Source organism: Reyranella sp. (assembly GCF_965229815.1).
Classification (GTDB): Bacteria; Pseudomonadota; Alphaproteobacteria; order Reyranellales; family Reyranellaceae; genus Reyranella.
The window spans coordinates 1-24,600 of record NZ_CBDDJN010000006.1 but is presented as its reverse complement, the minus strand read 5'-3'; the positions used below and the strand labels follow the sequence as shown (position 1 = coordinate 24,600).

The following is a 24,600-nucleotide window of genomic DNA, read 5'->3' as shown; positions in this document are numbered from 1 at the left end:
AGAGTAGCCGAGTTCAATGAACGGGAGAGGCCGATGGCGTTCACGACGACGCAAGACCACCGCGCCCCGCGCTGGCGAATCGTCCCGAGCCTTCTAGCCACCACCTTCGCACTTTCCGCCCTTCAGTTCGTGTGCGCCGCCGGGTCGATGGCCCAGGTCAAGGCGCCCAGCAAGCACCACCTCAAGTCCTCCTCCCGCGCACAGCCGGCGCCGAGCGCGCCGGTCGAAGACATCCGCCCCTTCTCGATCGCCGCCGACGGTTCGGTCGCCGGCCAGCTGTCCGCCATGAACATCGATCCCGCCGACGCGCAGTCCGCGGCGGATGCCGTCGGCAAGGCAATGGCCCAGATGGACACCAAGACGGCGTCCTCCGGGAGGGCCGTCCTGCTCGCCCAGGGCGCCGGCCAGCCCAAGCGCCTCGTCTCCCTGCAAATCTATTCCGCCAAGTCGCTGGCCGTCGATCTCCATCGCGGTGCCGACGGCAGCTACGGCTTCAAGCTGGCGCCCAACTCGACCGAGTCCGAGGACGAGCGCACCTCCAGCATGCCGGGGGCGACGGCGGCGCCGGCCAGCGCCGGCGCGCGCACGATCGTCGCCGGCTCGGTGAGCCTCGTGAAGGGCACCACCACGACCGGGCTCGCCTCGACCCTCGCCTCGACCGGCGCCAGCAGCGCGACCCTGAAGGAGCTGGCCCAGGCCCTCTCGGGCTTCGCGCCCAACGCCGCCAAGGTCGACGTGTGGAAGGGCCGTACGTCGGACGGGGCGCCGCGCCTGCTGGTCGCCAGCCTCGGCGACGGCCCGTCCAAGCAGACCTTCTGGTGGTTCGCGCCGCCCAACCAGCCCGAGGGCTGGTTCGACCAGCACGGTCGCCGTCTGGGCGGCAGCGCCCTGGCGGAGCCGCGCCCCCATTCCCGGATTTCCTCGCCGTTCGGCACCCGCCGCTACTACGGCCGCAAGAGCGGCGGCGGCTTCCACAACGGCATCGACTTCGAAGGCAAGACCGGCGACGCGATCTACGCGGCCGCCGACGGCATGATCAACCATCAGGGCTGGTACTTCCAGTACGGCCGGACCGTGAAGATCAGCCACGCCGACAATTTCGAGACGCTCTACGCCCACATGTCGCGCTTCGCCGACGGGATGGGCCCGGGAAGCCGCGTGCGCAAGGGAGACCTCATCGGCTTCGTCGGCTCCACCGGCCGCTCGACCGGTCCGCACCTGCACTTTTCCGTGATCGTGAACGGCCAGTTCGTCGATCCGGCCAAGTACATCTCCGAGAAGGGCGGCGACAGCGTGCTGGTCGGCGAGAGCCTCGTCTCCTACCGGCAGTGGCAGCAGGACGTGCGCCGCGCCGCGGGCGGCAAAGACAATACGCGCCAGGACCAGTTCCGCGGCCTGCACGGCGCGGAGCCCTGGAGCCACAACCCCTTCGCCTCGCAGAGCCTCGACCGCCTCTAGCAGGTCGCGGCCATCATCGGGCCGGTTCCCCGGGCGGGTGCCGTTGCACCCTCCTGCCCGATCGCCTAGGAATTGCGCCATTGTCGCCGCGGCTGGTCCGCAGGTGGCCGACGGGGATCACGGAAACTCAAGAGGGAAAGACGAAATGCTCAGCAAGTACCTGGCCGCCGGCGTCGCCGCGGCGACGCTCGTCGGCGGCGCCGGCACCGCCTTCGCCGGCAAGGATCTCGACGCCATCAAGGCGCGCGGCAACCTGATCTGCGGCGTCAGCACCGGCGTCGCCGGCTTCGCCAGCGCCGACAGCCAGGGCAAGTGGACCGGCATCGACGTCGACGTGTGCCGCGCCGTCGCGGCGACGATCTTCGGCGACGCCGAGAAGGTCAAGTTCGTGCCGACCACCGCGCAGCAGCGCTTCACCGCCCTGCAGTCTGGCGAGGTCGACCTGCTGGTCCGCACCACGACCTGGACGCTGACCCGCGACACGGCGCTGGGCTTCGACTTCACGGGCGTCAACTACTACGACGGCCAGGGCTTCATGGTGAACAAGAAGCTCGGTGTGAAGAGTGCCAAGGAGCTCGACGGCGCCACGGTCTGCGTGCAGCCCGGCACCACCACCGAGCTCAACCTCGCCGACTACTTCCGCGCCAACAAGATGAACTTCAAGCCGGTCGTCATCGAGAAGGTCGAGGAGGTGCGCGCCGCCTTCTTCGCCGGCCGCTGCGACGTCTTCACGACGGATGCCTCGGGCCTCTACTCGACCCGCGCGGCGAATGCCCCGAACCCGTCCGATTACGTCATCCTGCCGGAGATCATCTCCAAGGAGCCGCTCGGCCCGGTGGTGCGCCACGGCGACAACCAGTTCGGCGACATCGTGCGCTGGGCGCTCTTCGCGCAGGTCGAGGCCGAGGAGCTGGGCATCAACTCCAAGAACGTCGACGAGATGCTGAAGAGCGACAACCCCACCATCAAGCGCGTGCTCGGCGTGACGCCGGGCATGGGCAAGGCGCTCGGCGTCGACGAGAAGTGGGTCTACAACATCGTCAAGCAGGTCGGTAACTACGGCGAGATGTTCGACCGCAACGTCGGGATGGGCTCGCCGCTCAAGATCGACCGCGGCCTGAACAACCTGTGGACCAAGGGCGGCCTGCAGTACGCCCCGCCGATCCGGTAAGGCGCCTCGGACCGAGGGGAAGATCGCGCGGTCATCCGGGCTCGGGACGACCGGCGCGGGGTCTCCCCCGGAGGAAATCAGGACGGAAACCGCCGCCCCCACGGGCGGCGGTTTGCCATTTGGCCTGTTGCTTGCACGCCCTCCAAGCCTGACACTCGTGCCGGGAGAAAACATAAGAGGGGCTTCAATGCGCAATATCACGATGGCCGCTGCAACCGGCCTTGCCGCCATGGTCCTGTCCGGGACCGCCGGAGCGGGCCAGATCCTCGACGCCGTCAAGTCGCGCGGCAACCTGATCTGCGGCGTGGGCACCGGCACGGCCGGCTTCATGCTCGCCGACAGCCAGGGCAAGTGGGTCGGCCTCGACGTCGACGTGTGCCGCGCCGTCGCGGCGACCATTTTCGGCGACGCCGAGAAGGTCAAGTACGTGCCGCTGACCTCGCAGCAGCGCTTCACCGCCCTGCAGTCGGGCGAGGTCGACATGCTGTCGAACAACACGACGTTGACGCTGACCCGCGACACCGCGCTCGGCCTCGACTTCACGGCCGTCACCTACTACGACGGCCAGGGTTTCATGGTGCCCAAGAAACTCGGCGTGAAGAGCGCCAAGGAGCTCGACGGCGCCACGGTCTGCGTGGCTCCGGGCACCACCACCGAGCTGAACCTCGCCGACTACTTCCGCGCCAACAAGATGAACTTCAAGCCGGTCGTCATCGAGAAGGCCGACGAGATCCGCGCGGCCTTCTTCTCTGGACGCTGCGACGTCTACACGACCGATTCGTCGGCCCTTGCCGCCGTCCGGGTCGCCAACGTGCCGGCGCCGCTCACCCAGGACGACTTCGTCATCCTGCCCGAGATCATCTCCAAGGAGCCGCTGGCGCCGGCCGTCCGGCACGGCGACAACCAGTTCGCCGACATCGTGCGCTGGACCCAGTACGCGATGGTCGAGGCCGAGGAGAACGGCATCACGTCGAAGAACGTCGACGAGATGCTGAAGAGCGACAACCCCACCATCAAGCGCATCCTCGGCGTGACGCCGGGCATGGGCAAGGCGCTCGGGGTCGACGAGAAGTGGGTCTACAACATCATCAAGCAGGTCGGTAACTACGGAGAAAGCTTCGACCGCAACGTCGGGATGGGCTCGCCGCTCAAGATCGACCGCGGCCTGAACAACCTGTGGACCAAGGGCGGCCTGCAGTACGCCCCGCCGATCCGCTAGTGATCGTCCGCGGCCCGCGAGGGTGCGGGACCCGAAACGAGACGGGCCAGCGCGGGGAGCGCTGGTCCGGTTGCAAGCGCGGGATTCCAACCTACACTGCCCGCAATGAAGATCGGCGAAGGGACGCGGTGAAACGGCGTCTGCCAGGGGGACAGATCGAATGGCCGTTCAAGCAGTGAGTTCCGGCCCGCGCGCCAGGGTCGCTCCCTGGAACGATCCCGTCATCCGGGGATGGGTCTTCCAGATCGTCGTGGTCGGCCTCGTCGGGCTGCTCGCCTGGTATCTCGTCTCGAACACCGTCGAAAACCTGCAACGCCAGAAGATCGCCAGCGGCTTCCACTATCTCGACCGCGAGGCCGGCTTCGAGATCGGCGACACGATGATCGCCTATTCGCCGGCCAGCACCTACGGCCGCGCCATCCTGGTCGGACTGCTCAACACGCTGAAAGTGTCGGTGCTGGGCATCCTGCTGGCCACCGTGCTGGGAACGCTGCTCGGCGTCGGGCGCCTGTCGAACAACTGGCTGCTGTCCAAGATCTGCGAATGGTACGTCGAGGCCTTCCGCAACGTGCCGCTGCTGCTGTGGCTGTTCCTCTTCTACAAGCTGATCAGCGAGGCCTTTCCCGGCCCGCGCCAGGCGATCAACTTCTGGAACAGCATCTTCCTGTCCAATCGCGGCGTCTATTTTCCCGTCCCGCTCGCCGACCCGATCCACCAGTGGATGGGCGTGGCGTTCCTGGTCGGCATCGTCGCCGCCTGGTGGCTCCACCGCTGGGCGCGCCGACGGCAGGACGCCACCGGCCAGCCCTTCCCCGCCATCTCGGCGGGCTTCGGCCTGATCGTCGGCCTGCCGGCCATCGTCTGGCTGCTGGGCGGAGCACCGCACCACATGAGCTGGCCGGCTCTCAGGGGCTTCAACTTCCAGGGCGGAACGGTCATCCAGCCGGAATTCACCGCGCTGCTGGTCGGCCTCGTCGTCTACACCTCGGCCTTCATCGCCGAGATCGTGCGCTCCGGCATCCTGGCGCTGCACAAGGGCCAGAGCGAGGCGGCTGCAGCGCTCGGCCTCAGCCGCGGCCAGTCGATGCGGCTGGTGCTGCTGCCGCAGGCGCTGCGCGTGATCGTGCCGCCGATGACCAGCCAGTATCTGAACATCACCAAGAACAGCTCGCTGGCCATCGCCATCGGCTATCCCGACCTGGTCGCCTCGATCAACGTCACCATCAACCAGACCGGCCAGGCGATCGAGAACGTCCTGATCATCATGGCCGCCTACCTGTCGGTCAGCCTATCCATCTCGGCCTTCATGAACTGGTACAACAAGCGTATCGCCCTGAGGGAGCGCTGAGCCATGACCGACGCCATGCCCGTCGGCGAGCGCAAGCAGCTCGCCCCTCCCAGAGACGACAGCGGCGCCTTCGGCTGGATGCGCAAGCACCTGTTCTCCAGCTGGGCCAACGGCATCACGACGATCGTCCTGGTCGCCGCCATCGGCTGGATCCTGGCGTGGTTCCTCGACTGGGCGGTGTTCACCGCCAACATCACGGCCCAGACCGGCAGCGAATGCCGCGGCCAGGGCGCCTGCTGGGCGCTGATCCGCGAGAAGCTGCGGCTGATCTTCTTCGGCACCTTCCCCTACGACGAGCAGTGGCGGCCGCTGCTCGCCGTCGCCACCATGTTGGCGATGCTGGTCACCACCGCCGACCGGCGCATGTGGCGGCCGTGGCGCCTGTTCGTCATCTGGGGCATCGGCTCGTTCGTCACCTTCCTGCTGATGTTCGGCCAGCTTCACATCCCGCTCAGCCTGTTCTTCGCCGTGGCGCTGGCGGTCGGCGCGGTCGGGTTGTCGGCGCGCAAGACGCTGGGCTCGCCGGCCGAGATCAACGCCTATCGGGCACTCGTCGCCATCGGCGTCGTCGGCCTGGTGCTGCGTATGACCGGCCTCCTGCCGGGCTGGAAGCTGCCGATCGCGCCGTTCAGCTACGTCGAGACCGGCCTGTGGGGCGGCCTGCCCGTCACCATGATCCTGGCCACCTACGGGCTCGCCTTCGCTTTCCCCTACGGCGTCCTGCTGGCGCTCGGCCGACGCTCCAACCTGCCGCTGATCAAGGGCCTGTGCGTCGGCTTCATCGAGCTGATTCGCGGCGTGCCGCTGATCAGCCTGCTGATCATGGCGTCGGTGATGCTGCCGCTGTTCCTGCCGACCGGCGTCACCTTCGACAAGTTCCTGCGCGCCCAGGTCGCCGTCATCCTGTTCGCCGGCGCCTACATCGCCGAGATCATCCGCGGCGGCCTGCAATCGCTGCCCAAGGGGCAGTTCGAGGCCGCCGACGCGATGGGCCTGAACTACGTGCAGAAAACCACGCTCATCATCCTGCCGCAGGCGCTGCGCGTGGTCATCCCGCCGCTGATCAACACCTTCATCGGCTTCTTCAAGGATACGTCGCTGGTGCTGATCATCGGCATCTTCGACTTCCTCGGGACCGCCAACCAGGCGCTCGTCGATCCGTCGTGGGCCGGCTATCCCGGCGAGGTCTACCTGTTCGCCGCCTTCATCTATTTCTGCTTCTGCTACTCGATGTCCCGCTACGCCAAGTATCTCGAGATCGAGCTGAACAAGGGGACCCGCCGATAGGCGGGGAAATAGGACACAATGGCCGTCACCGCCCACGACCTGTCGAGCGCCCCCTCGGTCATCACGTTGACCGGGGTCAACAAGTGGTTCGGACAGTTCCACGTGCTGTCCGACATCAACCTCGAGGTCAAGGAAGGCGAGAAGATCGTCATCTGCGGCCCCTCGGGTTCCGGCAAGTCGACACTGATCCGCTGCATCAACCGGCTGGAGGAGCACCAGGCGGGCGACATCGTGGTCGACGGCGTGACGCTCAGCAACGACGTCAAGAACATCGAGGCCATCCGCCGCGAGGTCGGCATGGTGTTCCAGTCGTTCAACCTCTTTCCGCACCTCACCATCCTCGACAACCTGACGCTGGCGCCGATCTGGGTGAAGAAGACCCCGAAGAAGGAGGCCGAGGAGATCGCGATGAGCCTGCTGAAGCGGGTCCGCATCCCCGAGCAGGCGCTGAAGTATCCGGGCCAGCTTTCGGGCGGCCAGCAGCAGCGCGTGGCGATCGCCCGCGCGCTCTGCATGCGGCCGAAGATCATGCTGTTCGACGAGCCGACCTCGGCGCTCGACCCCGAGATGGTGAAGGAGGTGCTCGACGTCATGATCGAGCTGGCCGGCGAGGGCATGACCATGCTCGTCGTCACCCACGAGATGGGCTTCGCCCGCGCCGTCGCCGACCGCGTGATCTTCATGGACCGCGGCGAGATCGTCGAGCAGAACGAGCCGGAGGCCTTCTTCGCCAATCCGCGCAACGAGCGGACCAAGCTGTTCCTGGGCCAGATCCTGCATCACTGAAAAGCGCTTTCCCCGGTACAGACCAGCTGTCATCCCGAGCGCAGCGAGGGACCTTTGCTCCAACCTCAAGGGCCCCTCGCTCCGCTCGGGGTGACAGCAACGAACTACTCCTCCGCGATCGCAACCACTAGAACGACACGATGAAAATCCTGGTCACGGGCGGCGCGGGCTTCATCGGCTCGGCCGTCGTCCGCCACATCGTCCGCGACACCGACTGGACGGTGGCCAACGTCGACAAGCTCACCTATGCCGGCAACCTCGAATCGCTGGCCGAGGTGCGCGACAGCAACCGCCACACCCACTACAAGGTCGACATCGTCGACCGCGCAGGGATCGACGAGGTCTTCCGAGCCTTCCGCCCCGATGCCGTCCTCCACCTCGCGGCGGAGAGCCATGTCGACCGCTCGATCGACGGCGCGGCGCCCTTCATCCAGACAAACGTCGTCGGCACCTTCACCCTCCTCGAGGCGGCACTGGCCTACTGGCGCGGCCTCGACGCCGGGGCTCGCGGCCGCTTCCGCTTCCAGCACATCTCGACCGACGAGGTGTTCGGTTCGCTCGGCGCCACCGGCCGGTTCCGCGAGACCACCCCCTACGCGCCCAACTCGCCCTATGCCGCCAGCAAGGCGGGGTCCGACCATCTGGTGCGGGCGTGGCACCACACGCACGGACTGCCGACGCTCGCCACCAACTGCTCCAACAATTACGGGCCCTATCACTTCCCCGAGAAGCTGATCCCGCTGACCATCATCCGGGCCCTGCGGGGCCAGAGCCTGCCGGTCTACGGCAAGGGCGAGAACGTGCGCGACTGGCTGCACGTCGAGGATCATGCCGAGGCGCTGACGCTGGTGCTGCGCCGCGGCACGCCCGGCGAGACCTACAATGTCGGCGGCGACAGCGAGCGGCGGAACATCGACGTGGTCCGCGGCATCTGCGGCCTGCTCGACGAGATGGTGCCCGACAGCCCGCACCGGCCGCACGACCGCCTGATCGAGTTCGTCACCGACCGGCCGGGCCACGACGCCCGCTACGCCATCGATGCCACCAAGATCGCGACCGAACTGGGCTGGCGGCCGCGCCACGATTTCGAATCCGGCCTGCGCCAGACCGTGCGCTGGTACCTCGACAATCGCGGCTGGTGGGAGCGCGTGATGAGCGGCGCCTATCGCGGCGAGCGGCTGGGCCTCGCCGGCTGACGGAGGACCGGCGCCTCCTTGGAGCGCGGACCTCCAGGTCCGCTCGAGATCATGATGCGGACCTGCATGAGCGGACCTGGAGGTCCGCGCTCCGACAACTATGCGCCCAGCCGGACCTGCAGGTCAGCCCACTGGTCGAGGATCGGCAGGAGCTTGTCCTCCTTCTCCGCCGGCAGCGAGAAGACCACGCGGTCGATGCCGAGCTCGCGATAGCGCTTCAGGCGGTCGAGGTCGGGCGGTACCCGGAAGGTGGTGATCGGCAGGCCGGCCGGGTCGCGCCCGGCCTCGCGCGCCATCGCCCGGAACTTGTCGAGAATCTCGATGCCGTCCCGGTCGAGCCAGTCGTCGCGCGGGATCCAGCCGTCGCCGTAGCGCACCGCCCGCCGCGCGGCATAGGGGAAGGCACCGCCGACGATGATGGGCGGATGCGGCTTCTGGAAGGGCTTGGGCCACTGCTTCATCCTGTCGAAGTCGACAAACTCGCCGTGGTACTCGGGCTCGTCCGCGGTCCAGATCGCCTTCATCGCCTCGATGCGCTCGCGCGCCAGCTTGTGGCGGCTCTCGAAGGCCGTGCCGTGGTTCTCGACCTCCTCGCGATTCCAGCCGTTGCCGACGCCGAACAGGAAGCGGCCGCCCGACAGCTGGTCGATGGTCGACACCATCTTCGCCGTGACGATCGGATCGCGCTGGATCACCAGGGCGATGCCCGTGCCGACCCTGAGCCGCGTGGTCGCGTTGGCGGCCGTGTTCAGCGCGAGGAACGGGTCCATCAGCTCGTAGTAGGCCCGGACGAGGCCGCCGCTCGCCGGGTAGGCGGAGGAGAGCGACGACGGGATGTGGGTGTGCTCCGGCACCCACAGCGATTCGAAGCCGCGCGCCTCGAGGGCCTGCCCCAGCGGCCCCGGCTGCATGGACTCCATCGTGAAGAACATCACGGCGCCGATCTTCATGCGTTTCCCTTCCCTGGCCGGTCCGGCCCAGCCGGCGCACACTAACATGATTGTGGCGGCACGGAGGACGCGGGAACCGAAACGCGCGCGGCGGGTTGTCTCCCGCAGAAGGAGATCACCATGAAGCCTGTCGTTTCCCTGATCATCCTCGGAACCGCCGCCGCCGCCATCGTCGGCTGCAGCGCGACCGAGACCACCTACGTCCCGCGGGCGCAGACTGCCTATGTCCCTGCCCAGACCACCTACTACTCGACTCCCGTCGGGACGGCGGCGGTCACGACGGCCGCGCCGGCGAACACCTACTATGTCGCCGAGCCGCCGAACTTCCAGAAGTCGAACGTCTATTCGTCGCGCTGGGATTACTACCGCAACTACCAGGGCAGCCAGCATGGCGGCCCCGAGCGGACCGGCTGGTAGGCCTTCGTCCTACTCCAGAGCCTTGCGGACGGCCGTCGCCACCGTGTCGACGGCCGTCTCGGAGAGATGGCTGCCCATGGGCAGGCTGAGAACCGTGTCCGCAAGTCGCTCTGCCAGCGGATAGGCGCCGCGGCCGAGGCCGAGATCGGCGTAGGCCTCCTGGAGATGCGGCGGGATCGGGTAGTGAATGAGCGACCCGATACTCTCCTTGGCCAGCGCTTCTATAAGAGCGGCCCGACGGTCCGTCTGCACGACGTAGAGATGCCAGACCGGCTCGGCCCATTGCGGGGCCCGCGGTAGCGTCAGTCCCGCGACACCCGCCAGCCGATCGTCATAGCGCGCCGCCAGCCGGCGGCGGTGCTCGTTCCAGGCGTCGAGCCTCGGCAGCTTGACGCGCAGCAGGGCCGCCTGCAGCTCGTCCAGCCGTGAGTTCACGCCCCGCTCCAGGTTCACGTACTTGACCTTGCTGCCGTAGTTGCGCAGCGCGCGCAGCCGGTCGGCCATCCGTGCGTCGTCAGTGGTGACGGCGCCGCCGTCGCCGAAGGCGCCGAAATTCTTGGTCGGAAAGAAGCTGTGCGCGCCGGCATCGCCGAGCGCCCCTGCGCGGCGGCCCCGTACCTTGGCACCCTGGGCCTGCGCCACGTCCTCCACGACCTTGAGCCCGTGCCGTCCGGCCAGCGCCATGATCGCTTCCATGTCGGCCGGCTCGCCATACAGGTGGACGGGCATGATCGCGCGCGTCCGCGGCGTGATGGCGGCGGCGATGCGCTCGGGATCGATGTTGGGTCCGGCCGGCGTCGGCTCCACCGGCACCACCGTCGCCCCCACCGCGCTCACCGCCAGCCAGGTCGCGATGTAGGTGTTCGACGGGACGATGACCTCGTCCCCGGCACCGATGTCCCAGGCGCGCAACGTCAGCTCGAGCGCCTCCAGCCCGTTACCCACGCCGATGCAGTGGCGCGTGCCGCAGAAGGCGGCGTACTCGGCCTCGAACGCCTCGACCTCGTGGCCGAGCACGTACCAGCCGGATTCCATGACCCGCCGATAGGCGGCATCGAGCTCGTCCTTCAGTTCGCCATAGACCGATTTCAAGTCGAGGAAGGGGATCATGGGCGCGTCGCCGCCTCCTGCCGGAAAGCCTCGTAGTCGCGGAGGTATTCCTCCTCGTCGTACAGCGTCGAGGCCATCACGAGGATGGCGGCGCCGTCTGTGAAATCGGTGAGCTCGTGCCACACCCAGGTGCCGATGAAGAGGGCCCGTCCGGGGTCGTCCAGCGGGACCGCTTCCTTTTCCCGACCGTCGTCGAGATGCACCCGGCAGCCGCCGTGCAGGGCCACCAGCACGAGCTCGCTCTCGCGATGGCCGTGCCGGCCGCGCCACTGGCCGGGTGCGATATGGTGCAGCCAGAACAGCCGCCGCGGCTGGAAGGGCAGCCCCGCGCCGGCCTCGATGAAGTTGATGCGGCCGCGGGCGTCGGCGGCGCCGCGCACCTCGATCCATCGGCAATTGCGCGTCCGGAAACCGGACCCTGTCGTCGTCGCCACGGAACCGCTCAGCCTCCCGCCGTCTGCAGCTTGCGCCACTGCATGTAGACCACTCCGCCGAGCGCGACGAGTCCGCCGACGATCTGGAAGGCGTTGGGGACGAACCCGTAGGCCATCGACCACAGCACGGCGAAGAACGGCACCAGGTTGACCCACAGCGAGGCGATCGCCACGCCGAGCCGGCTGGCGCCGACGTTCCACAGGTAGCCGCCGAGGCCGCCGGCCAGGACCGCCACGACCAGCAGCTGCGTCCAGGTCCAGGGATCGCTCACCTCCAGCGGCGAGCGAGTCCAGCCCAGGGCCACCAGCCCCACGCTGAGCACCGACAGCCAGGCCGTCGACGACAGGGTCGCCACGTAGGTGCGGTGAAGCTGGCTGGCGCGGCTGAACCAGGCCTGGGCCTTGATCGCGTAGAGCGTCCAGATGGCGTTGGACAGCAGCACGATGATCTCGCCGCCGCCGAAGCTCACCGAACCGCCGGCGACCAGGCCCGACGAGGCGAGGATGGCGCCGCCCAGCAGGGTCAGCCCCAGTGCCGTCGGGAAGCCGGGATCGAAGCGCTGGCCGGTGGCGAAGCGGACGGTCACGGCGGCCACCAGCGGGCCCGCCACCTGCACCGCCGCCGCCGTGATCGGGTTGCTGAACAGCAGGCCGAGCGAATAGGTCGCGAAGAAGCCGCCCATCATCAGCCCGAGCAGGACGAAGCGCCGAAGCCCGATGTCGATGCGCAGGGCCGACGCTCCCTCGACGGCCGCCAGCAGCAGGGCCAGCACGAGGCTGGCCGCCACGGTGCGAATCGCCGTCATCGGGAAGACGTCGAAATAGCCGAGCATCACCTTGCTGACCGGCAGGTTGGCGCCCCAGCTCGCGCCGACGAACACCATGGCGGCGAAGGCGCCCAGCAGGTGGCGATGCTCGCGCATCATCGCCGGGCCCGCCGGATCTGCAGGAGCTGATGGCGGGCGATCGCCGCCAGGACGATGCCGCCGCCCGTCAGCTGGAGAAGCGTGGGCTCTCGTCCCATCAGCGCCGCCAGGCCGATGGCGAAGACCGGGGCGGAGTTCCCGAACAGCGAGGCCACCGGCACGCCGACCAGGGACACGCCGACGTTCCACAGGAGCAGCGCGACGGCGACGCCCATCACGCCGATCCACGCCATCATGATCCAGTCGGTCACGGGCGGCGACGCGGCGGGCCATTCGATGCCGACGGTCGCCCAGACGACGAGGCAGACCCCGCCCAGCAGCACGCCGGCGACGGTCGAGGTCAGCGCCGACAGCGCGATCTGGCCGCGGTCGGCCAGCCACTGCTGGGCCTTGATCGAGTACCAGCTCCAGCAGAGCTGGGCGACGACGAGGAGCGGCTCGCCGCCCTCCAGCCCGAAACCGCCGGTCCCGCGCGACGGCGCACCCAGCACGACGACGATGCCACCCGCGACCACGGCCGCCAGCGTCACGGCGAAGCCCGCCGGCATGCGGGCTCCCAGCATCACCCGCGCGAGCAGCGTGGCCCAGACCGGTCCGCACATCAGGACGATGGCCGAGGTGGCGGGATGGGCGTGCGCGACGCCGAACGTGTAGAGGACCGAGAAGGCCGTCATCGCCGTGCCCAGCGCCAGCAGACGGCCGGCCCGCAGGGGACGCACGGAAGTCGGCTGCGGACTGAGCAGCACCGCCAGCCACAGGACCGGCAGGCCGAGCACGTAGCGCAGCCACGAGAGCATCCACTTGTCGTAGTGAGCCGCGAGGTCCGCCAGCACGGGGATCATCGATCCCCAGATCAGCGCCGACAGCAGGAGCACCAGCGTGGCGCGCTTCAGCGCGCCGGCGGACGGAGCGACCATCGGCGACGGTCAACCGGCCGAGCGGCGGCGCACCGCCTCGAAGCCGACCCGGCAGTCGCCGTAGACGTCGGGCTTCTCCGTCGAGACCCGCGCCTCGATCACCCCGGGCTGGCCGAGGCAGAGGTCGAGGATGGCGTCGACCAGCGTCTCCTGCAGGTTGAAGTGCCGCGACGACGCCAGCGCCACGATGCCGTCATGGACCTTGTCGTAGTCGAGCACGTTGGCGATGCGATCCTCGTGCGCCCGCGTCGGAGGCTCCAGTACGAGGTCGACGTTGACGACCACCGTCTGCGGCCCCTCCTTCTCGAAATCGTGGATGCCGATCGACACCGGCAGCCTGAAGTCGCGGAGGAAGATGCGGCGTTCCATGTCAGGCTCCAGCCTTGCGGTGGAACGCGACGTCGCGCGGCCGCCCGGTGAGATGCTCGCCGCTGTCCACGATCAGCGTGTCGCCGGTGAACGAGGGCGTCTGCAGGATGAAGCGGAGCGCCCGCACCAGGTCGTCGGTCGTGACGCCGACCCGCAGCGGGTTGTCGGCGTGCTGCTCGGCGAAGCGCGCGTCGGTCTGGCTGCCGCTGCGCAGAGTCAGGCCGGGCGCGATCCCGGCCACGCGCAGCCTCGGCGCGAACGCCTGGGCGAGCAGCGTGGTCAGCCCCTGCAGCCCGACCTTGGACAGCGTGTAGGTGAGGAAATCGGGGTTGAGGTTGTAGAGCTTCTGGTCGAGCAGATTCACGATCACGCCGGTCTCGTGGGACGGGAGCTGCCGTGCCAGGGCCTGGGAGAGCAGCATCGGCGCCCGCAGGTTGATCGCCATGTGGCGGTCGAAGTCGGCGGCCTGCGCCGTCGGCGCCCGGTCGAGCTTGAACAGCGAGGCGCTGTTGACCAGGCAGGTGAGAGCGACGCCAGGCGCCCGGCAGCGGCCGACCAGCGCTTCGGCCTGGCGCGGCGAGGCAAGGTCGGCACGCACAGACTTGGCGCGGCCACCGGCTGCCACGATCTCGGCTACCGTCCGACGCGCCTCGGCAGCCGACCGGTTGTGATGCACGAACACGAACCAGCCGTCGGCGGCCATCGCCAGGGCCAGCGCACGGCCGATCCGCACGGCGCCCCCCGTCACCAATGCGCCCTTCATGCCGCGGGACGTCTTGCTAGCCTCATGACGCCGCTCTAGTAGCATGCGCCCATGACTTCGTCCCCGTTCGAAACCGTCGACTGCGTTGTCATCGGAGCAGGTGTCGTCGGTCTGGCCGTGGCCCGCGCCCTTGCCCTTGCTGGCCGTGAGGTCATCGTGGTCGAGGCCGCCGAGGGCATCGGCACCGAGACCAGCTCACGCAATTCCGAGGTCATCCACGCCGGGATCTACTATCCCAAGGGGAGCCTGATGGCCCTCACCTGCGTGGCGGGGCGGCGCATGCTCTATGCGTATTGCGCCGAGCACGGCGTGCCGCACGTCAACTGCGGCAAGCTGATCGTCGCCACCAACCCGGCCGAGAGCGAGCGCCTGGCCGAGATCAAGGGTCGCGCCGAGGCCAACGGCGTGGAGGGGATGCGCCTGCTGAGCGCCGCCGAGGCGCTCGCGCTCGAGCCCAACCTGCAGTGCACGGCGGCCCTTCTGTCGCCCAGCACCGGCATCATCGACAGCCATTCCTACATGCTGGCCCTGCAGGGCGACGCCGAGGAACGGGGCGCCATGTTCGCCTTCCACAGCCCGGTCGAGCGCGGCCGGGTGATGAACGAGGGCATCGACGTCGAGGTCGGCGGTGCCGAGCCGATGCGCCTGCGCTGCCGCCTGGTGGTCAACTCGGCCGGCCTGCACGCTCCGGCGCTCGCCAACAAGATCGTCGGCCTGCCATCCGATCGCGTCCCGACCGCGTATTACGCCAAAGGAAACTATTTCACCTTGGCCGGCCGCTCGCCCTTCTCCCGACTGATCTATCCCGTGCCGGTACCGGGCGGCCTCGGCGTGCACATCACCGTGGACATGGGCGGCCAGGCCAAGTTCGGCCCGGACGTCGAATGGATTCCCGAGATCGACTACACGGTCGATCCGCACCGTGCCGACAAGTTCTACGCCGCCGTCCGCCGCTACTGGCCGGGCCTCAAGGATGGTGCCCTGCAACCGGGCTATGCCGGCATCCGGCCGAAGACCGTGCCGCCGGGCGCGCCCGCCCAGGACTTCGTGATCCAGGGGCCGGACGACCACGGGGTGCCCGGCCTCATCAACCTCTTCGGCATCGAATCGCCCGGCCTCACCGCCTCGCTGGCGCTGGCCGAGCGGGTACGCGCCATCGCCCCGGCATGAGCTGGGGCCGCCGCGCCCTCCTCGCCGGTCTTTCGGCCCTGCCGGCCGCCTGCTCGCCGGCGACACTCCTCAACACGACCGTGCCGCGCGACGGCTACACGCGCGAGGCCGACATCGCCTACGGACCCGCCCCCCGGCAGAAGCTCGACCTCTACCGGCCCGAAACGCCGCAACCCGACGGGAAGGTGGTGGTGTTCTTCTATGGCGGGTCCTGGGACTCGGGCAGCAAGGACGACTACCTGTTCGTCGCCCAGGCGCTCGCCGCCCAGGGTTACACTGTCGTCATCCCCGACTACCGCCTCTATCCCGAGGTCCGCTTTCCCGCCTTCGTCGAGGACGGCGCGCGCGCCGTGCGCTGGAGCGCCGACCGGTTCGGCGTCGACCGACTGGTCGTCATGGGCCATTCGGCTGGCGCCCACATCGCGCTGATGCTGGCGGCGAACACGCCGTATCTCGCGGCAGCGGGAGTCGACCGCACGAGACTGCGCGGCGCCGTCGGCCTCTCCGGCCCCTACGACTTCCTGCCACTCACCTCGGCCCGGCTGATCGATATCTTCGGCAGCGCCAACGATCCGCGCATCGAGGCCATCACCTTCGCCCGTGCTCCCCTGCCGCCCGCGCTGCTGATCCACGGCACGGCCGACACCACGGTCCTGCCGCGCAACAGCATCAATCTCGCCGCCGCCTGGCGCGCGGCCGGCGCGCCGGTCGAGCTCAAGCTCTATCCCGGCGTCGGCCATGTCGACGTGGTCGCCGCGATGGCTGACCTGCTGAGCGGCCGGGCGCCGACCCGGACCGATGTGCTGGCCTGGCTGGAAACGGCCTGAGCGGCTCCCCAAGTCTGACCGACGATCGTCACACCGGGCGTGTAGCGTCGCCGGCAACATTGGAGGTCCAGCATGAAGATCAACCGCACCGCGTCCGCCGCCTGGTCCGGCGGCCTCAAGGATGGCAAGGGCTCGATCTCGACCGAAAGTGGTGCTCTCAGCACCTATCCCTACGGCTTTGCCGCCCGCTTCGAGGGCAAGAAAGGCACCAATCCGGAGGAACTGCTGGGCGCCGCCCATGCCGGGTGCTTCACCATGGCCCTGTCGCTGATCCTGGGCGAGGCCAAGCTCACCGCCGAGCAGATGGACACGACCGCCAAGGTGACCCTCGAGCAGGTCGACGGCGGCTATGCCATCACCGCCGTCCATCTCACGCTGCGCGCCAAGATCCCGGGCGCCGACCAGAAGACCTTCGAGGAGCTGGCCGGCAAGGCGAAGGCAGGATGCCCCCTGTCCAAGGTCATCAAGGCCGACATCACCCTGGATGCCAAGCTCGTCTAGGTTAGCCGCTCCGCGGAAGGCCGTTCCGAAACCCGGCTAGTGCCTCCGGCCGCGGTCCGCTAATGCTGGCCGCGGACTGGAGACGCGCGGGAGAAAACGGCCAATGATCAAGACACGCTTCACCGAACTGTTCGGCATCAAGCACCCGATCGTGCAGGGCGGCATGCAATGGGTCGGCCGCGCCGAGCTGGCCTCGGCCGTGTCCAACGCGGGCGGGCTCGGCATCCTCACCGGCCTCACCCAGCCGACGCCCGACGACCTGCGCAAGGAAATCGTGCGCTGCCGCGGGATGACCGACCAGCCGTTCGGCGTGAACCTCACCATCCTGCCGACCCTGGTGCCGCGCCCCTACGGCGAGTACATCGACGCCATCGTCGAGTCCGGCGTCAAGATCGTCGAGACGGCCGGCAATAATCCCAAACCCTTCCTGCCCAAGCTCAAGGACGCCGGCATCAAGGTGATCCACAAGTGCACCTCGGTGCGCCACGGCGTGTCGGCCGAGAAGGCCGGCGTCGACGCCATCTCGATGGACGGTTTCGAATGCGCCGGCCATCCCGGCGAGGACGACGTCCCCAACCTGGTCCTGCTGCCGGCCGCGGCCAACGTCATCAAGATCCCGATGCTGGCCTCCGGCGGCTTCGGCGACGCGCGCGGCCTCGTCGCGGCGCTGGCGCTGGGCTGCGAAGGCATCAACATGGGCACGCGCTTCATGGCCACGAAGGAAGCGCCGATCCACGACAAGGTGAAGCAGGCGCTGGTCGACGGCGACGAGCGCGCAACCTCCCTGATCTTCCGCACCATGCGCAATACGAGCCGCGTCTACGCCAACTCGGTCGCCAGGAAGGCGATCGAGATGGAGCACGAGGGAAAGACCATCCAGGAGATCGGCCCGCTGGTGGCGGGCGCGCGCGGCAAGGTCGTCTACGAGACCGGCGACCTCGAGCATGGCATCTGGTCGGCGGGCACGGTGATGGGCCTGATCCGGGACGTGCCGAGCTGCAAGGAGCTGATCGAGCGCATCGTCAGCGAGGCCGAGACGATGATCCGCGACAAGCTCGCCAAGTCCATCGCCGCCTGATCCGGCGGGGCGCCGCAGGCGCGCCGGGTCAGCCAGGCGAGGCACGGCGCCGGCGCCACCAGCGCCAGGCGCCGGCCAGGAGCGGCGGCGGCACGCAGGCGCCGGCGACCACGATGGCGATCGCCGTTCCCAGGCAGCCCCAGCCACGCCGCGCGCCGACCACGCAGTCGAACTCGCTCGCCATGTAGCCCAGCGCGACGAGCATCAGGGGATTGGCCAGCAGCGCGACCGGCAGGAGCTGCCAGGCCGGCGCCTCCAGGCCGGGCTTCCACCAGCAGACCAGCGAGCTCACCGCCGCGCCGGCCGCGAGCAGCGCCCCGCCCAGGACCGCCGCCTCGGCGTCCAGCGTGACACCCACGCCGGCGCCGACGATCAGGCCGGCCACGACGTGGCCGGCAACGAAAGGATGGATGCGGCGCATCGACTACGTCTTCATCACGTCGGTTCGACCCTTCCACCAGCGCCACAGCAATCCGGCACAGACCGACAGCAGGCAGATGATCACGACCAAGGCGCCTGCAAAGGAGGCGATGCAGCCGAAGTCGTGCATGCGGCCGATCGCGCACTGCCAGCCAATGCCCGTCGCCAGCAGCGCGAGCAGCATCGTCGGATTCGCCAGCATGGCGACGAGTGCGAGCTTCCAGCCCGAAACATGCTGGGTCGGCCAGATCATGGCTGAAATGACGATGCTGATCGCCGTGCCGCCGCCGATCGCGCCGGCTCCCAGCAAGGCCATCTGCCAGCCGGCAAAAGCACCGACGGCGGTGCCGAGGGCGACGGCCGTGATGAACTGTGCCGCCATGAAGGGAGGAACCGCGTGCATTACCTCTCGCCGCGGTCGCAGCCGCACCTAGAGTGATATTATACCACGCCGTGGCGCGGTGCCGGCATAGGTCTCGGCACTGATCGGCGCCCCCATCGCCTTGAGAGCCGCGCGCTGCTCGGCGATCGGAACGCGCAGGAGCGCGTCCTCGATCGTCGCCAGCCGGGTGAAGGCGGGCGACGCGAGCACGCGGCCGACCCAGGCGGCGGTCTTCGGCCAGCGGTCGGCGTCGATCCGGAAGCGCACCCAGGCGGCGTTGCGGAAGAAGGCGGCGACGGAGATGTCGGCGATCGAGAGCGCGGCCCCGAAGCGGAAGCCGTCGGCCGGCGCCTCGCTCTCGAGATAGTCCAGCACCGGCGGCACCTCCTCCCGCACGGTGCGGTCGAACAGCCCGCGGTCGCCCTTCTCGCCCCACACCGCCGGCCGGATGGCCATCTGGTTGAACAGGCGCCAGATGAAGACGTCGCCCATGCGGGTGTCGGCGAACTCCTCCAGCCAGCGGGCACGCGCCCGGTCGGCGATGTCGGCGGGAAACAGGGCGGGCGTCGGCCAGCGGTCCTCGAGGTACTGGCAGATCACCGACGAGTCCGAGAGAACGAGATCCCCGTCGACCATCACCGGGATGCGGCGCAGCGGGCTCAACCGGGAGAAGCGGTCGTCACCGAAGAAGGGAACGAAATGGTCGACCTCGTAGGCGATGCCCTTGGTCTCGAGGCAGGCCAGCACCTTGCGGACATAGGGCGACAGGTAGCTGCCGACGATCAGGAGCGTGGCCATCGCGATCCTCCCTTGCTTTCCATGTATCTACATTCTATGTACCTACATACGATGACCATTCGTTCCAAGCAACCCCGCACGCTGCGCGCCGACGCACGGCGTGCCGTCGCCGACTGTCCCGGCCTCAACCTCCGGCGGGCCGCCCGGCGCGCCGCCCAGTTCCTCGAGGCCGAGATGGCCGGCGCCGGCCTTTCCTTCCCGCAGTTCGGGCTGATGGCGGAGATCGCCGCCGCCGACGACGACACGGTGGGCGCGCTCGCCGAGCGCATGGGCCTCGACCAGTCGACCCTGTCGCGCACGCTGCGCACGCTGGCGGCCGAGGGCCTGGTCGAGATCGCCGTGGTCGAGAGCGACCAGCGCAAGCGCATGGTGTGGCTGACAGAGGCCGGTGCCCGACGCCTCGAGGCCGCCCTCGCCGCCTGGCGACGCGCCGAGGCCAAGCTCGCCCGCCAGGTCTCGCCCGACGTCGTGCGGCGCCTTGCCGACCGGGTGATGGCGCTGTGAGGTCCCTGCTCGACAGCCGCACCGCCTGGATCACGGCGACCGCCGCGCTGGCCATCATGACCGTCGCCTACGGCGCGCCGCTGGTCGTCGTGGTCGCCATGAAGCAGGTCGCGGCCGAGCTCGGCACCGCGCGCTCGGGGCCGGCGGGTGCGGCCTCCCTGCCCTATGTCGGCGCCGCCTTCGGCGGCATCGTCGCCGGCTGGCTGGCGGGACGGATCGGCATCCGCCGCATCGTTCTGTTCGGCTCGACCATGGTCGCGGCGGGTCTGTTCGTTTCGGCCCAGGGCGGCCTCGCCGAGCTCTATGTCGGCCACGGCGTGCTGATGGGCCTGTTCGGCACCTCCTGCATGTTCTCGCCGCTGCTCACCTATGTCAGCCTGTGGTTCGAGAAGCGCCGCGGCTCGGCGGTGGCCCTGATCGCCTCCGGCCAGGCGGTCGCCGGCGCGATCTGGCCACCGCTGCTGCAGATGGGCATCGACCGGCTCGGCTGGCGCCACACGATGCTGGCCTTCGCCGCCTTCGTGCTGGTGTCGGGCGCGGCCCTCACGCTGATCTTCCTCCATCCCGCGCCCATCGCACCGTCGACCCATGCCGGTGGTCCTGGCGCCGACCGTCGCCGCGAGTCGACCCTCGGCCTGCCGCCCAACCTCCTGATGGTGCTGCTGATGGTCGCGGTCTTCTCGTGCTGCGTGCCGATGGCCATGCCGATGCAACACGTCGTCGCCTATTGCGGCGATCTCGGCTTCGCGTCGCAGTACGGCGCGGCCATGCTCTCCGTGCTGCTCGGCTCGGCGTTCCTGGCGCGCCAGTTCTGGGGCTGGCTGAGCGACCGCATCGGCGGCTTCCCGACACTGCTGCTCAGCTCGCTGGTCCAGGCGACGGCGCTGGCGGGCTTCCTGCTGACCCGCGATCTCGCCGCGCTCTACCTGGTCTCCGCCGCCTTCGGCCTCGGCCTGTCGGGCCTTCTGCCGGCCTACGTCATCGTGATCCGCGACTGCTACTCGGTGCGCGAGGCGAACTGGCGCGTGCCGACCGTGATGTTCGCCGGCCTGCTCGGCATGGCGGGCGGCGGCTGGGGCGCCGGCCTGCTCTACGACCGTTTCGCCAGCTACCTGCCTGCCTTCTCGGCCGGCCTCGTCCTCAACCTCGTGAACCTCGCCGTGCTGACCTTCCTGTTCGCGCGGCCTCAGACCAGGTTGATGCGGCAGCCGCAGACCTCGACCTGAGCGGGGCCGCGGTCGCGGCCGCGCTTCTTCGCGGCCGCGATCACACGCTCGCGGTCGACCACCTTGACGTCGAAGGCCGACACGCCGGGACCGCGACCATCGACGATGGGCGTGAAGCGGACCTGGCCTTCATCGTCCAGCCGGATGATGTCGTCGACGACCGGCCGGTTCAGCAGCCGCGACCACAGGGCGGCGGCGGCATCGGGATCCTCGGCCTGGATCTCGACCCCGGCCAGGCCGTTGGTGACGTCCGATCGCGCGTGCAGGCGCCAGTCCTTCTCGGCCGGCGGCCACCACAGTTTCGGATCGACGCCGGGCGGCGCGAAGGTCGTGTCGAGCGACAGCAGCACGCCGGCCGTGTCCGAGGGATGGAAGTGCGTGTAGGCATATTCCGGCTGGTCCTTCTGGGCGACGGCGCGCACGCCGAGCCCGGTCACCCGCGCCCGCTCCGCCCGGGCGTCCGGCACCTGGATGATCACCATGTAGCCACCGTCGCCCTTGCGCCGCTCGATGTAGCGGCCGGCCGAGGTGCCGGGCTGCATCGGCGCCACGATCTCGAGGAAGTCGTTGCCGGTCGGGCAGACGACGTTGGCGAGGCCCCACTTCGCCACGCCGGGATCGCGGAAGGCCACGTCGAGGCCGAGGATGTCGCACAGTTCCTCGCGCGAGGCCTCGAGATCGGCGGCCACGAACACGCATTGCCGGAGCTTCATCGCAATCCTCCCCTTGGTCTCGTTGACGTGCCGTCGCCGGGCGATTCCACCCCGGCGCGATCCGCTCTATCGTAGAACCATGCGGACCGTGTGGACCATGGGCTTCGTGGCAGCGGCCGCCCTCTCCTTCTGCCTGCCGGACTTCATCGTCTTCCGCTTCACCCAGGCGGCGATCTGGTCGATCGCCCTGGTCGGCCTCGTGCTGCTGTGCGGGGTAAGCGGTCAGTTCTCCTTCGCCCAGTCCGCCCTGTTCGGCATCGGCGGCTATGCCGCCGCCATCGTCACCAACCAGGCCGGGGTGACCGCCTACTGGGGCCTGCCGCTGGCGGCCCTGGCCGGCTATGCCGCGGGCTGGGCGCTCGGCCGTATCGCCGGTGGGCAGAGCCTGTGGACCCAGGCGCTGGTGACCTATGCCTTCGCGCTCGCCTTCCCGCAGCTCCTGCGCTGGCGCGTGATCGAGCGCTGGACCGGCGGCGTCCAGGGCCTCTACCTCGACTTCCCCGTGCCGCCGCTGGGGCTGAGCAACGATCGCTGGGCGTTCCTGATGACGCTGGCACTGCTCGGCGCCGGCCTGTGGCTGGCGGTCAACCTCATCGCCAGCCGCTCGGGCCGCGCGCTGCGGGCCGCGCGCGACAACGAGCTCGCCGCCGCCGCCCAGGGGATTGGGGTCGACCAGGCGCGGGCGACGATCTCGGCCATCGCCGGCGGCTACATCGCGCTCGCCGGCTGCCTGTCGGCCTTCCAGTACGGCTATGTCGGACCGACCGGCTACACCTTCTCGCTCTCGGTGCAGATGCTGTTCGGCCTGGTGATCGGCGGCATGCAGGCGCCCGCCGGCGCCATCGCCGGCGGCCTGTTCCTGCAGTTCTTCCCTGACGTGACGGCGGGCCTCGGCAAGGGCCTGTCGGCCCTGCTCTACGCCGCCCTCCTGATCGCGGCCATCGTCGCGATGCCCGAAGGCATCGCCGGACTGGTCGGCCGCGCCGCGCGCTGGCGGGCGCGCCGGCGGCTCAGTAGCCCTTGAACACGGGGGCGCGCTTCTCGACGAAGGCGCGCGCGGCTTCCTTGTGGTCCTCGGTCTCGCCGGTGCGGATCATGCGCGCGGCCTCGCTGTCGAGAGCTTCGGAGAGCGTGCCCTCCTCGGCCACCTTCATGTTCTTCTTCACGTGCCACCAGGCGACGCGCGGGCCGGCGGCCAGCTTCTTGGCGAAGGCCATCGTCTCGCCGTCGAGGTTGGCGTCGTCGACGACACGGTTGGCCAGCCCCAGCTTCTCGATCTGCTCGGCGTTCAGGATCTCGGCCGTGAAGTAGAGCTCGCGCGCCTTGGCCGTGCCGACCAGCTTGTGCAGGAAGAAGTGCGAGCCGAAGTCGCCCGAGAAGCCGACCTTGGCGAAGGCCGTGGTCATGCGGGCGCTCTTGCCCACGAAGCGCATGTCGGCCGCCAGCGCCAGCGACAGGCCGGCGCCCGCCGCCACGCCGTTCACCATCGCGATGGTGGGCTTGCCCATCTCGTGCAGCAGCTCCGACACGCGCATGCGCTGGCGGATGTCGTGAACCTTGTCCTCGTAGGTCTTGTCCTGGTCGCGGCCGGCCGCCATCGACTTCACGTCGCCGCCGGCGCAGAAGGCCTTGTCGCCGGCGCCGCGGACCACCACGCAGCCGACGTCGCGCGAGCCCGCCGCCTCGTCGAGCGCCTCCATCAGGCCACCCATCATGTCGCGCGACAGCGCGTTCATCGCGTCGGGGCGATTGAGGGTGATCTTCATGACGCCGTCCTCGACGGTCTTCAGCAGGTGGGACATCGGGCTTCCTCCGGGATTGCGAATGACGGGGTTGGCGGCGAATGTTTCGTAAACCGCTCAGCCACGCAACGACATTCGATCTTGCGCTGCGGAACGACCGGGAGAGGAAAATCCATGACCTACGAGACTTTGCTCACCCATCTCGAGGACGGCGTCATGACCCTGACGCTGAACCGGCCCGAGAAGCTCAACGCCTTCGATACGGTGATGAGCCGCGAATTGATCGGCTTCTTCCGCGACGTGAATGCGATGGATGAGGTCCGGGCCATCGTCGTCACCGGTGCCGGGCGGGCCTTCTGCGCCGGCGCCGACATCTCGGCCGGCAGCGGCGCTTTCCAGGTCTGGAACGACGGCGCCCCGGCCGCAGAAGCGCGAGGCCCGGGAGTCGATCACGCTCGCCATCCTCGAATGCCTGAAGCCCGTCGTGGCGGCGATCACGGGGCGGCTGTCGGCGTCGGGATCACCATGTGCCTGCCCATGGATGTCCGCCTGATGTCGAGCAGCGCGCGCGTCGGCTTCGTCTTCAACCGGCGCGGCATGGCGATGGAGGCGGCTCGTGCTGGTTCCTGCCGCGGCTGGTCGGCATGCAGCAGGCGCAGGAATGGGTGATGACCGCGGACCTGTTCGGCGCCGAGGAGGCGCTGGCCGGCCGCCTCGTCCGCTCCGTCCACGCGCCCCACGAGCTGCTGCCGGCCGCGCAGGCGCTGGCCCGGAAGTTTCGCCGCGCCAACCTCTTCTGCCGTGGCCGCGGCCGTCAACCGGCGCCTGATGTGGAGCATGTGGGGCGCGCAGGACCCGGCGGACGCGCTCACGCTCGACCTCCAGTGC

General features: G+C 69.1%; 28 protein-coding genes and 1 pseudogene. 17 read left to right on the top strand and 12 right to left on the bottom strand.

The features are described 5' to 3' along the window. The first annotated feature begins 33 nt into the window (after positions 1-33). The 7 genes from ACO073_RS11460 (at position 34) to rfbB (ending at position 8,465) form a co-directional block, all read left to right on the top strand. Positions 34-1,458: a M23 family metallopeptidase gene (locus ACO073_RS11460; protein WP_421997516.1), complete on the top strand. Its 1,425-nt coding sequence runs from the start codon at positions 34-36 to the stop codon at positions 1,456-1,458. Between the two features lie 145 nt (positions 1,459-1,603). Further along, positions 1,604-2,629, top strand: coding sequence for an amino acid ABC transporter substrate-binding protein (locus tag ACO073_RS11455; RefSeq protein WP_421997514.1), 1,026 nt, complete (start codon positions 1,604-1,606; stop codon positions 2,627-2,629). 187 nt (positions 2,630-2,816) lie between these two features. After that, a complete protein-coding gene (locus ACO073_RS11450) occupies positions 2,817-3,848 on the top strand; it encodes an amino acid ABC transporter substrate-binding protein (RefSeq protein ID WP_421997512.1) in 1,032 nt (343 codons plus the stop codon). Positions 3,849-4,008: 160 nt separating this feature from the next. Next, positions 4,009-5,196 carry an amino acid ABC transporter permease gene (locus tag ACO073_RS11445; protein ID WP_421997511.1) on the top strand — a complete coding sequence of 396 codons (1,188 nt, stop codon included), beginning with the start codon at positions 4,009-4,011 and terminating at the stop codon, positions 5,194-5,196. A 3-nt stretch (positions 5,197-5,199) separates the two neighbouring features. Beyond that, the gene (locus tag ACO073_RS11440) at positions 5,200-6,483 is read left to right on the top strand and encodes an amino acid ABC transporter permease (RefSeq protein WP_421997510.1); all 1,284 of its coding nucleotides are present in this window, start codon (positions 5,200-5,202) and stop codon (positions 6,481-6,483) included. Positions 6,484-6,501: 18 nt separating this feature from the next. Next, on the top strand, positions 6,502-7,269 hold the full coding sequence (locus ACO073_RS11435) for an amino acid ABC transporter ATP-binding protein (protein ID WP_421997508.1): 768 nt from the start codon (positions 6,502-6,504) through the stop codon (positions 7,267-7,269). A gap of 140 nt (positions 7,270-7,409) precedes the next feature. Further along, a complete protein-coding gene (rfbB, locus tag ACO073_RS11430) occupies positions 7,410-8,465 on the top strand; it encodes a dTDP-glucose 4,6-dehydratase (RefSeq protein WP_421997507.1) in 1,056 nt (351 codons plus the stop codon). 98 nt (positions 8,466-8,563) lie between these two features. Here the strand turns inward: rfbB and ACO073_RS11425 are convergent, their stop codons facing one another. Next, positions 8,564-9,415 (bottom strand): LLM class F420-dependent oxidoreductase, encoded by an 852-nt coding sequence (locus tag ACO073_RS11425; protein ID WP_421997506.1) that lies wholly within the window; start codon positions 9,413-9,415, stop codon positions 8,564-8,566. A 120-nt stretch (positions 9,416-9,535) separates the two neighbouring features. Between ACO073_RS11425 and ACO073_RS11420 the strand changes: the two genes are divergently transcribed. Then, the gene (locus tag ACO073_RS11420) at positions 9,536-9,832 is read left to right on the top strand and encodes a hypothetical protein (RefSeq protein ID WP_421997505.1); all 297 of its coding nucleotides are present in this window, start codon (positions 9,536-9,538) and stop codon (positions 9,830-9,832) included. A gap of 9 nt (positions 9,833-9,841) precedes the next feature. On the opposite strand, the gene ACO073_RS11415 is transcribed toward ACO073_RS11420, so the two are convergent. Genes ACO073_RS11415 through ACO073_RS11390 form a run of 6 tightly spaced genes read right to left on the bottom strand, consistent with a single transcriptional unit; the run spans position 9,842 to position 14,396 of the window. Further along, the gene (locus ACO073_RS11415) at positions 9,842-10,942 is read right to left on the bottom strand and encodes a DegT/DnrJ/EryC1/StrS family aminotransferase (RefSeq protein WP_421997503.1); all 1,101 of its coding nucleotides are present in this window, start codon (positions 10,940-10,942) and stop codon (positions 9,842-9,844) included. Continuing rightward, the gene (locus ACO073_RS11410) at positions 10,939-11,376 is read right to left on the bottom strand and encodes a sugar 3,4-ketoisomerase (protein ID WP_421997502.1); all 438 of its coding nucleotides are present in this window, start codon (positions 11,374-11,376) and stop codon (positions 10,939-10,941) included. Before ACO073_RS11410 ends, ACO073_RS11415 begins: the two co-directional genes overlap by 4 nt. Positions 11,377-11,384: 8 nt before the next feature. Next, positions 11,385-12,302, bottom strand: coding sequence for a DMT family transporter (locus ACO073_RS11405; protein WP_421997501.1), 918 nt, complete (start codon positions 12,300-12,302; stop codon positions 11,385-11,387). Continuing rightward, a complete protein-coding gene (locus tag ACO073_RS11400; RefSeq protein WP_421997500.1) occupies positions 12,299-13,219 on the bottom strand; it encodes a DMT family transporter in 921 nt (306 codons plus the stop codon). Before ACO073_RS11400 ends, ACO073_RS11405 begins: the two co-directional genes overlap by 4 nt. A gap of 9 nt (positions 13,220-13,228) precedes the next feature. Continuing rightward, complete coding sequence (locus ACO073_RS11395; protein WP_421997499.1) at positions 13,229-13,588, bottom strand: dihydroneopterin aldolase; 360 nt, start codon at positions 13,586-13,588, stop codon at positions 13,229-13,231. A gap of 1 nt (position 13,589) precedes the next feature. Beyond that, positions 13,590-14,396 (bottom strand): SDR family oxidoreductase, encoded by an 807-nt coding sequence (locus ACO073_RS11390; RefSeq protein WP_421997498.1) that lies wholly within the window; start codon positions 14,394-14,396, stop codon positions 13,590-13,592. 6 nt (positions 14,397-14,402) lie between these two features. Between ACO073_RS11390 and ACO073_RS11385 the strand changes: the two genes are divergently transcribed. The 4 genes from ACO073_RS11385 (at position 14,403) to ACO073_RS11370 (ending at position 17,927) form a co-directional block, all read left to right on the top strand. Next, entirely contained in the window at positions 14,403-15,521 is a 1,119-nt protein-coding gene (locus ACO073_RS11385; RefSeq protein WP_421997497.1) for an NAD(P)/FAD-dependent oxidoreductase, read from the top strand. Next, positions 15,518-16,348, top strand: coding sequence for an alpha/beta hydrolase (locus tag ACO073_RS11380; RefSeq protein ID WP_421997496.1), 831 nt, complete (start codon positions 15,518-15,520; stop codon positions 16,346-16,348). Before ACO073_RS11385 ends, ACO073_RS11380 begins: the two co-directional genes overlap by 4 nt. A gap of 72 nt (positions 16,349-16,420) precedes the next feature. Next, positions 16,421-16,849, top strand: a complete 429-nt coding sequence (locus ACO073_RS11375; RefSeq protein ID WP_421997495.1) for an OsmC family protein — start codon at positions 16,421-16,423, stop codon at positions 16,847-16,849. Between the two features lie 103 nt (positions 16,850-16,952). Further along, positions 16,953-17,927: an NAD(P)H-dependent flavin oxidoreductase gene (locus ACO073_RS11370; protein WP_421997494.1), complete on the top strand. Its 975-nt coding sequence runs from the start codon at positions 16,953-16,955 to the stop codon at positions 17,925-17,927. A gap of 28 nt (positions 17,928-17,955) precedes the next feature. Here ACO073_RS11370 and ACO073_RS11365 read toward each other — a convergent pair whose 3' ends face one another. The 3 genes from ACO073_RS11365 to ACO073_RS11355 are packed head-to-tail and all read right to left on the bottom strand — an operon-like array spanning position 17,956 to position 19,527. Next, complete coding sequence (locus tag ACO073_RS11365; protein ID WP_421997492.1) at positions 17,956-18,348, bottom strand: hypothetical protein; 393 nt, start codon at positions 18,346-18,348, stop codon at positions 17,956-17,958. A 3-nt stretch (positions 18,349-18,351) separates the two neighbouring features. Beyond that, a complete protein-coding gene (locus ACO073_RS11360) occupies positions 18,352-18,777 on the bottom strand; it encodes a hypothetical protein (protein WP_421997491.1) in 426 nt (141 codons plus the stop codon). Next, entirely contained in the window at positions 18,778-19,527 is a 750-nt protein-coding gene (locus ACO073_RS11355) for a glutathione S-transferase family protein (RefSeq protein ID WP_421997490.1), read from the bottom strand. A 51-nt stretch (positions 19,528-19,578) separates the two neighbouring features. Here ACO073_RS11355 and ACO073_RS11350 point away from each other — a divergent pair, with 51 nt between their 5' ends. Beyond that, on the top strand, positions 19,579-20,031 hold the full coding sequence (locus ACO073_RS11350; protein ID WP_421997488.1) for a MarR family winged helix-turn-helix transcriptional regulator: 453 nt from the start codon (positions 19,579-19,581) through the stop codon (positions 20,029-20,031). Further along, positions 20,028-21,257 (top strand): MFS transporter, encoded by a 1,230-nt coding sequence (locus tag ACO073_RS11345; RefSeq protein WP_421997487.1) that lies wholly within the window; start codon positions 20,028-20,030, stop codon positions 21,255-21,257. Before ACO073_RS11350 ends, ACO073_RS11345 begins: the two co-directional genes overlap by 4 nt. Here ACO073_RS11345 and ACO073_RS11340 read toward each other — a convergent pair. After that, the gene (locus ACO073_RS11340) at positions 21,218-21,970 is read right to left on the bottom strand and encodes a VOC family protein (RefSeq protein WP_421997486.1); all 753 of its coding nucleotides are present in this window, start codon (positions 21,968-21,970) and stop codon (positions 21,218-21,220) included. The genes ACO073_RS11345 and ACO073_RS11340 overlap by 40 nt on opposite strands. A gap of 79 nt (positions 21,971-22,049) precedes the next feature. Here ACO073_RS11340 and ACO073_RS11335 point away from each other — a divergent pair, with 79 nt between their 5' ends. Beyond that, positions 22,050-22,994 (top strand): branched-chain amino acid ABC transporter permease, encoded by a 945-nt coding sequence (locus ACO073_RS11335; RefSeq protein ID WP_421997485.1) that lies wholly within the window; start codon positions 22,050-22,052, stop codon positions 22,992-22,994. Here the strand turns inward: ACO073_RS11335 and ACO073_RS11330 are convergent. Beyond that, on the bottom strand, positions 22,981-23,772 hold the full coding sequence (locus ACO073_RS11330) for an enoyl-CoA hydratase (RefSeq protein WP_421997483.1): 792 nt from the start codon (positions 23,770-23,772) through the stop codon (positions 22,981-22,983). The genes ACO073_RS11335 and ACO073_RS11330 overlap by 14 nt on opposite strands. Before the next feature lie 114 nt (positions 23,773-23,886). Here ACO073_RS11330 and ACO073_RS11325 point away from each other — a divergent pair, with 114 nt between their 5' ends. Next, positions 23,887-24,381, top strand: coding sequence for an enoyl-CoA hydratase-related protein (locus ACO073_RS11325; protein WP_421997482.1), 495 nt, complete (start codon positions 23,887-23,889; stop codon positions 24,379-24,381). Then, positions 24,357-24,600: pseudogene (locus tag ACO073_RS11320) on the top strand (hypothetical protein); the annotation flags it as partial. The gene ACO073_RS11325 and the pseudogene ACO073_RS11320, both read left to right, overlap by 25 nt.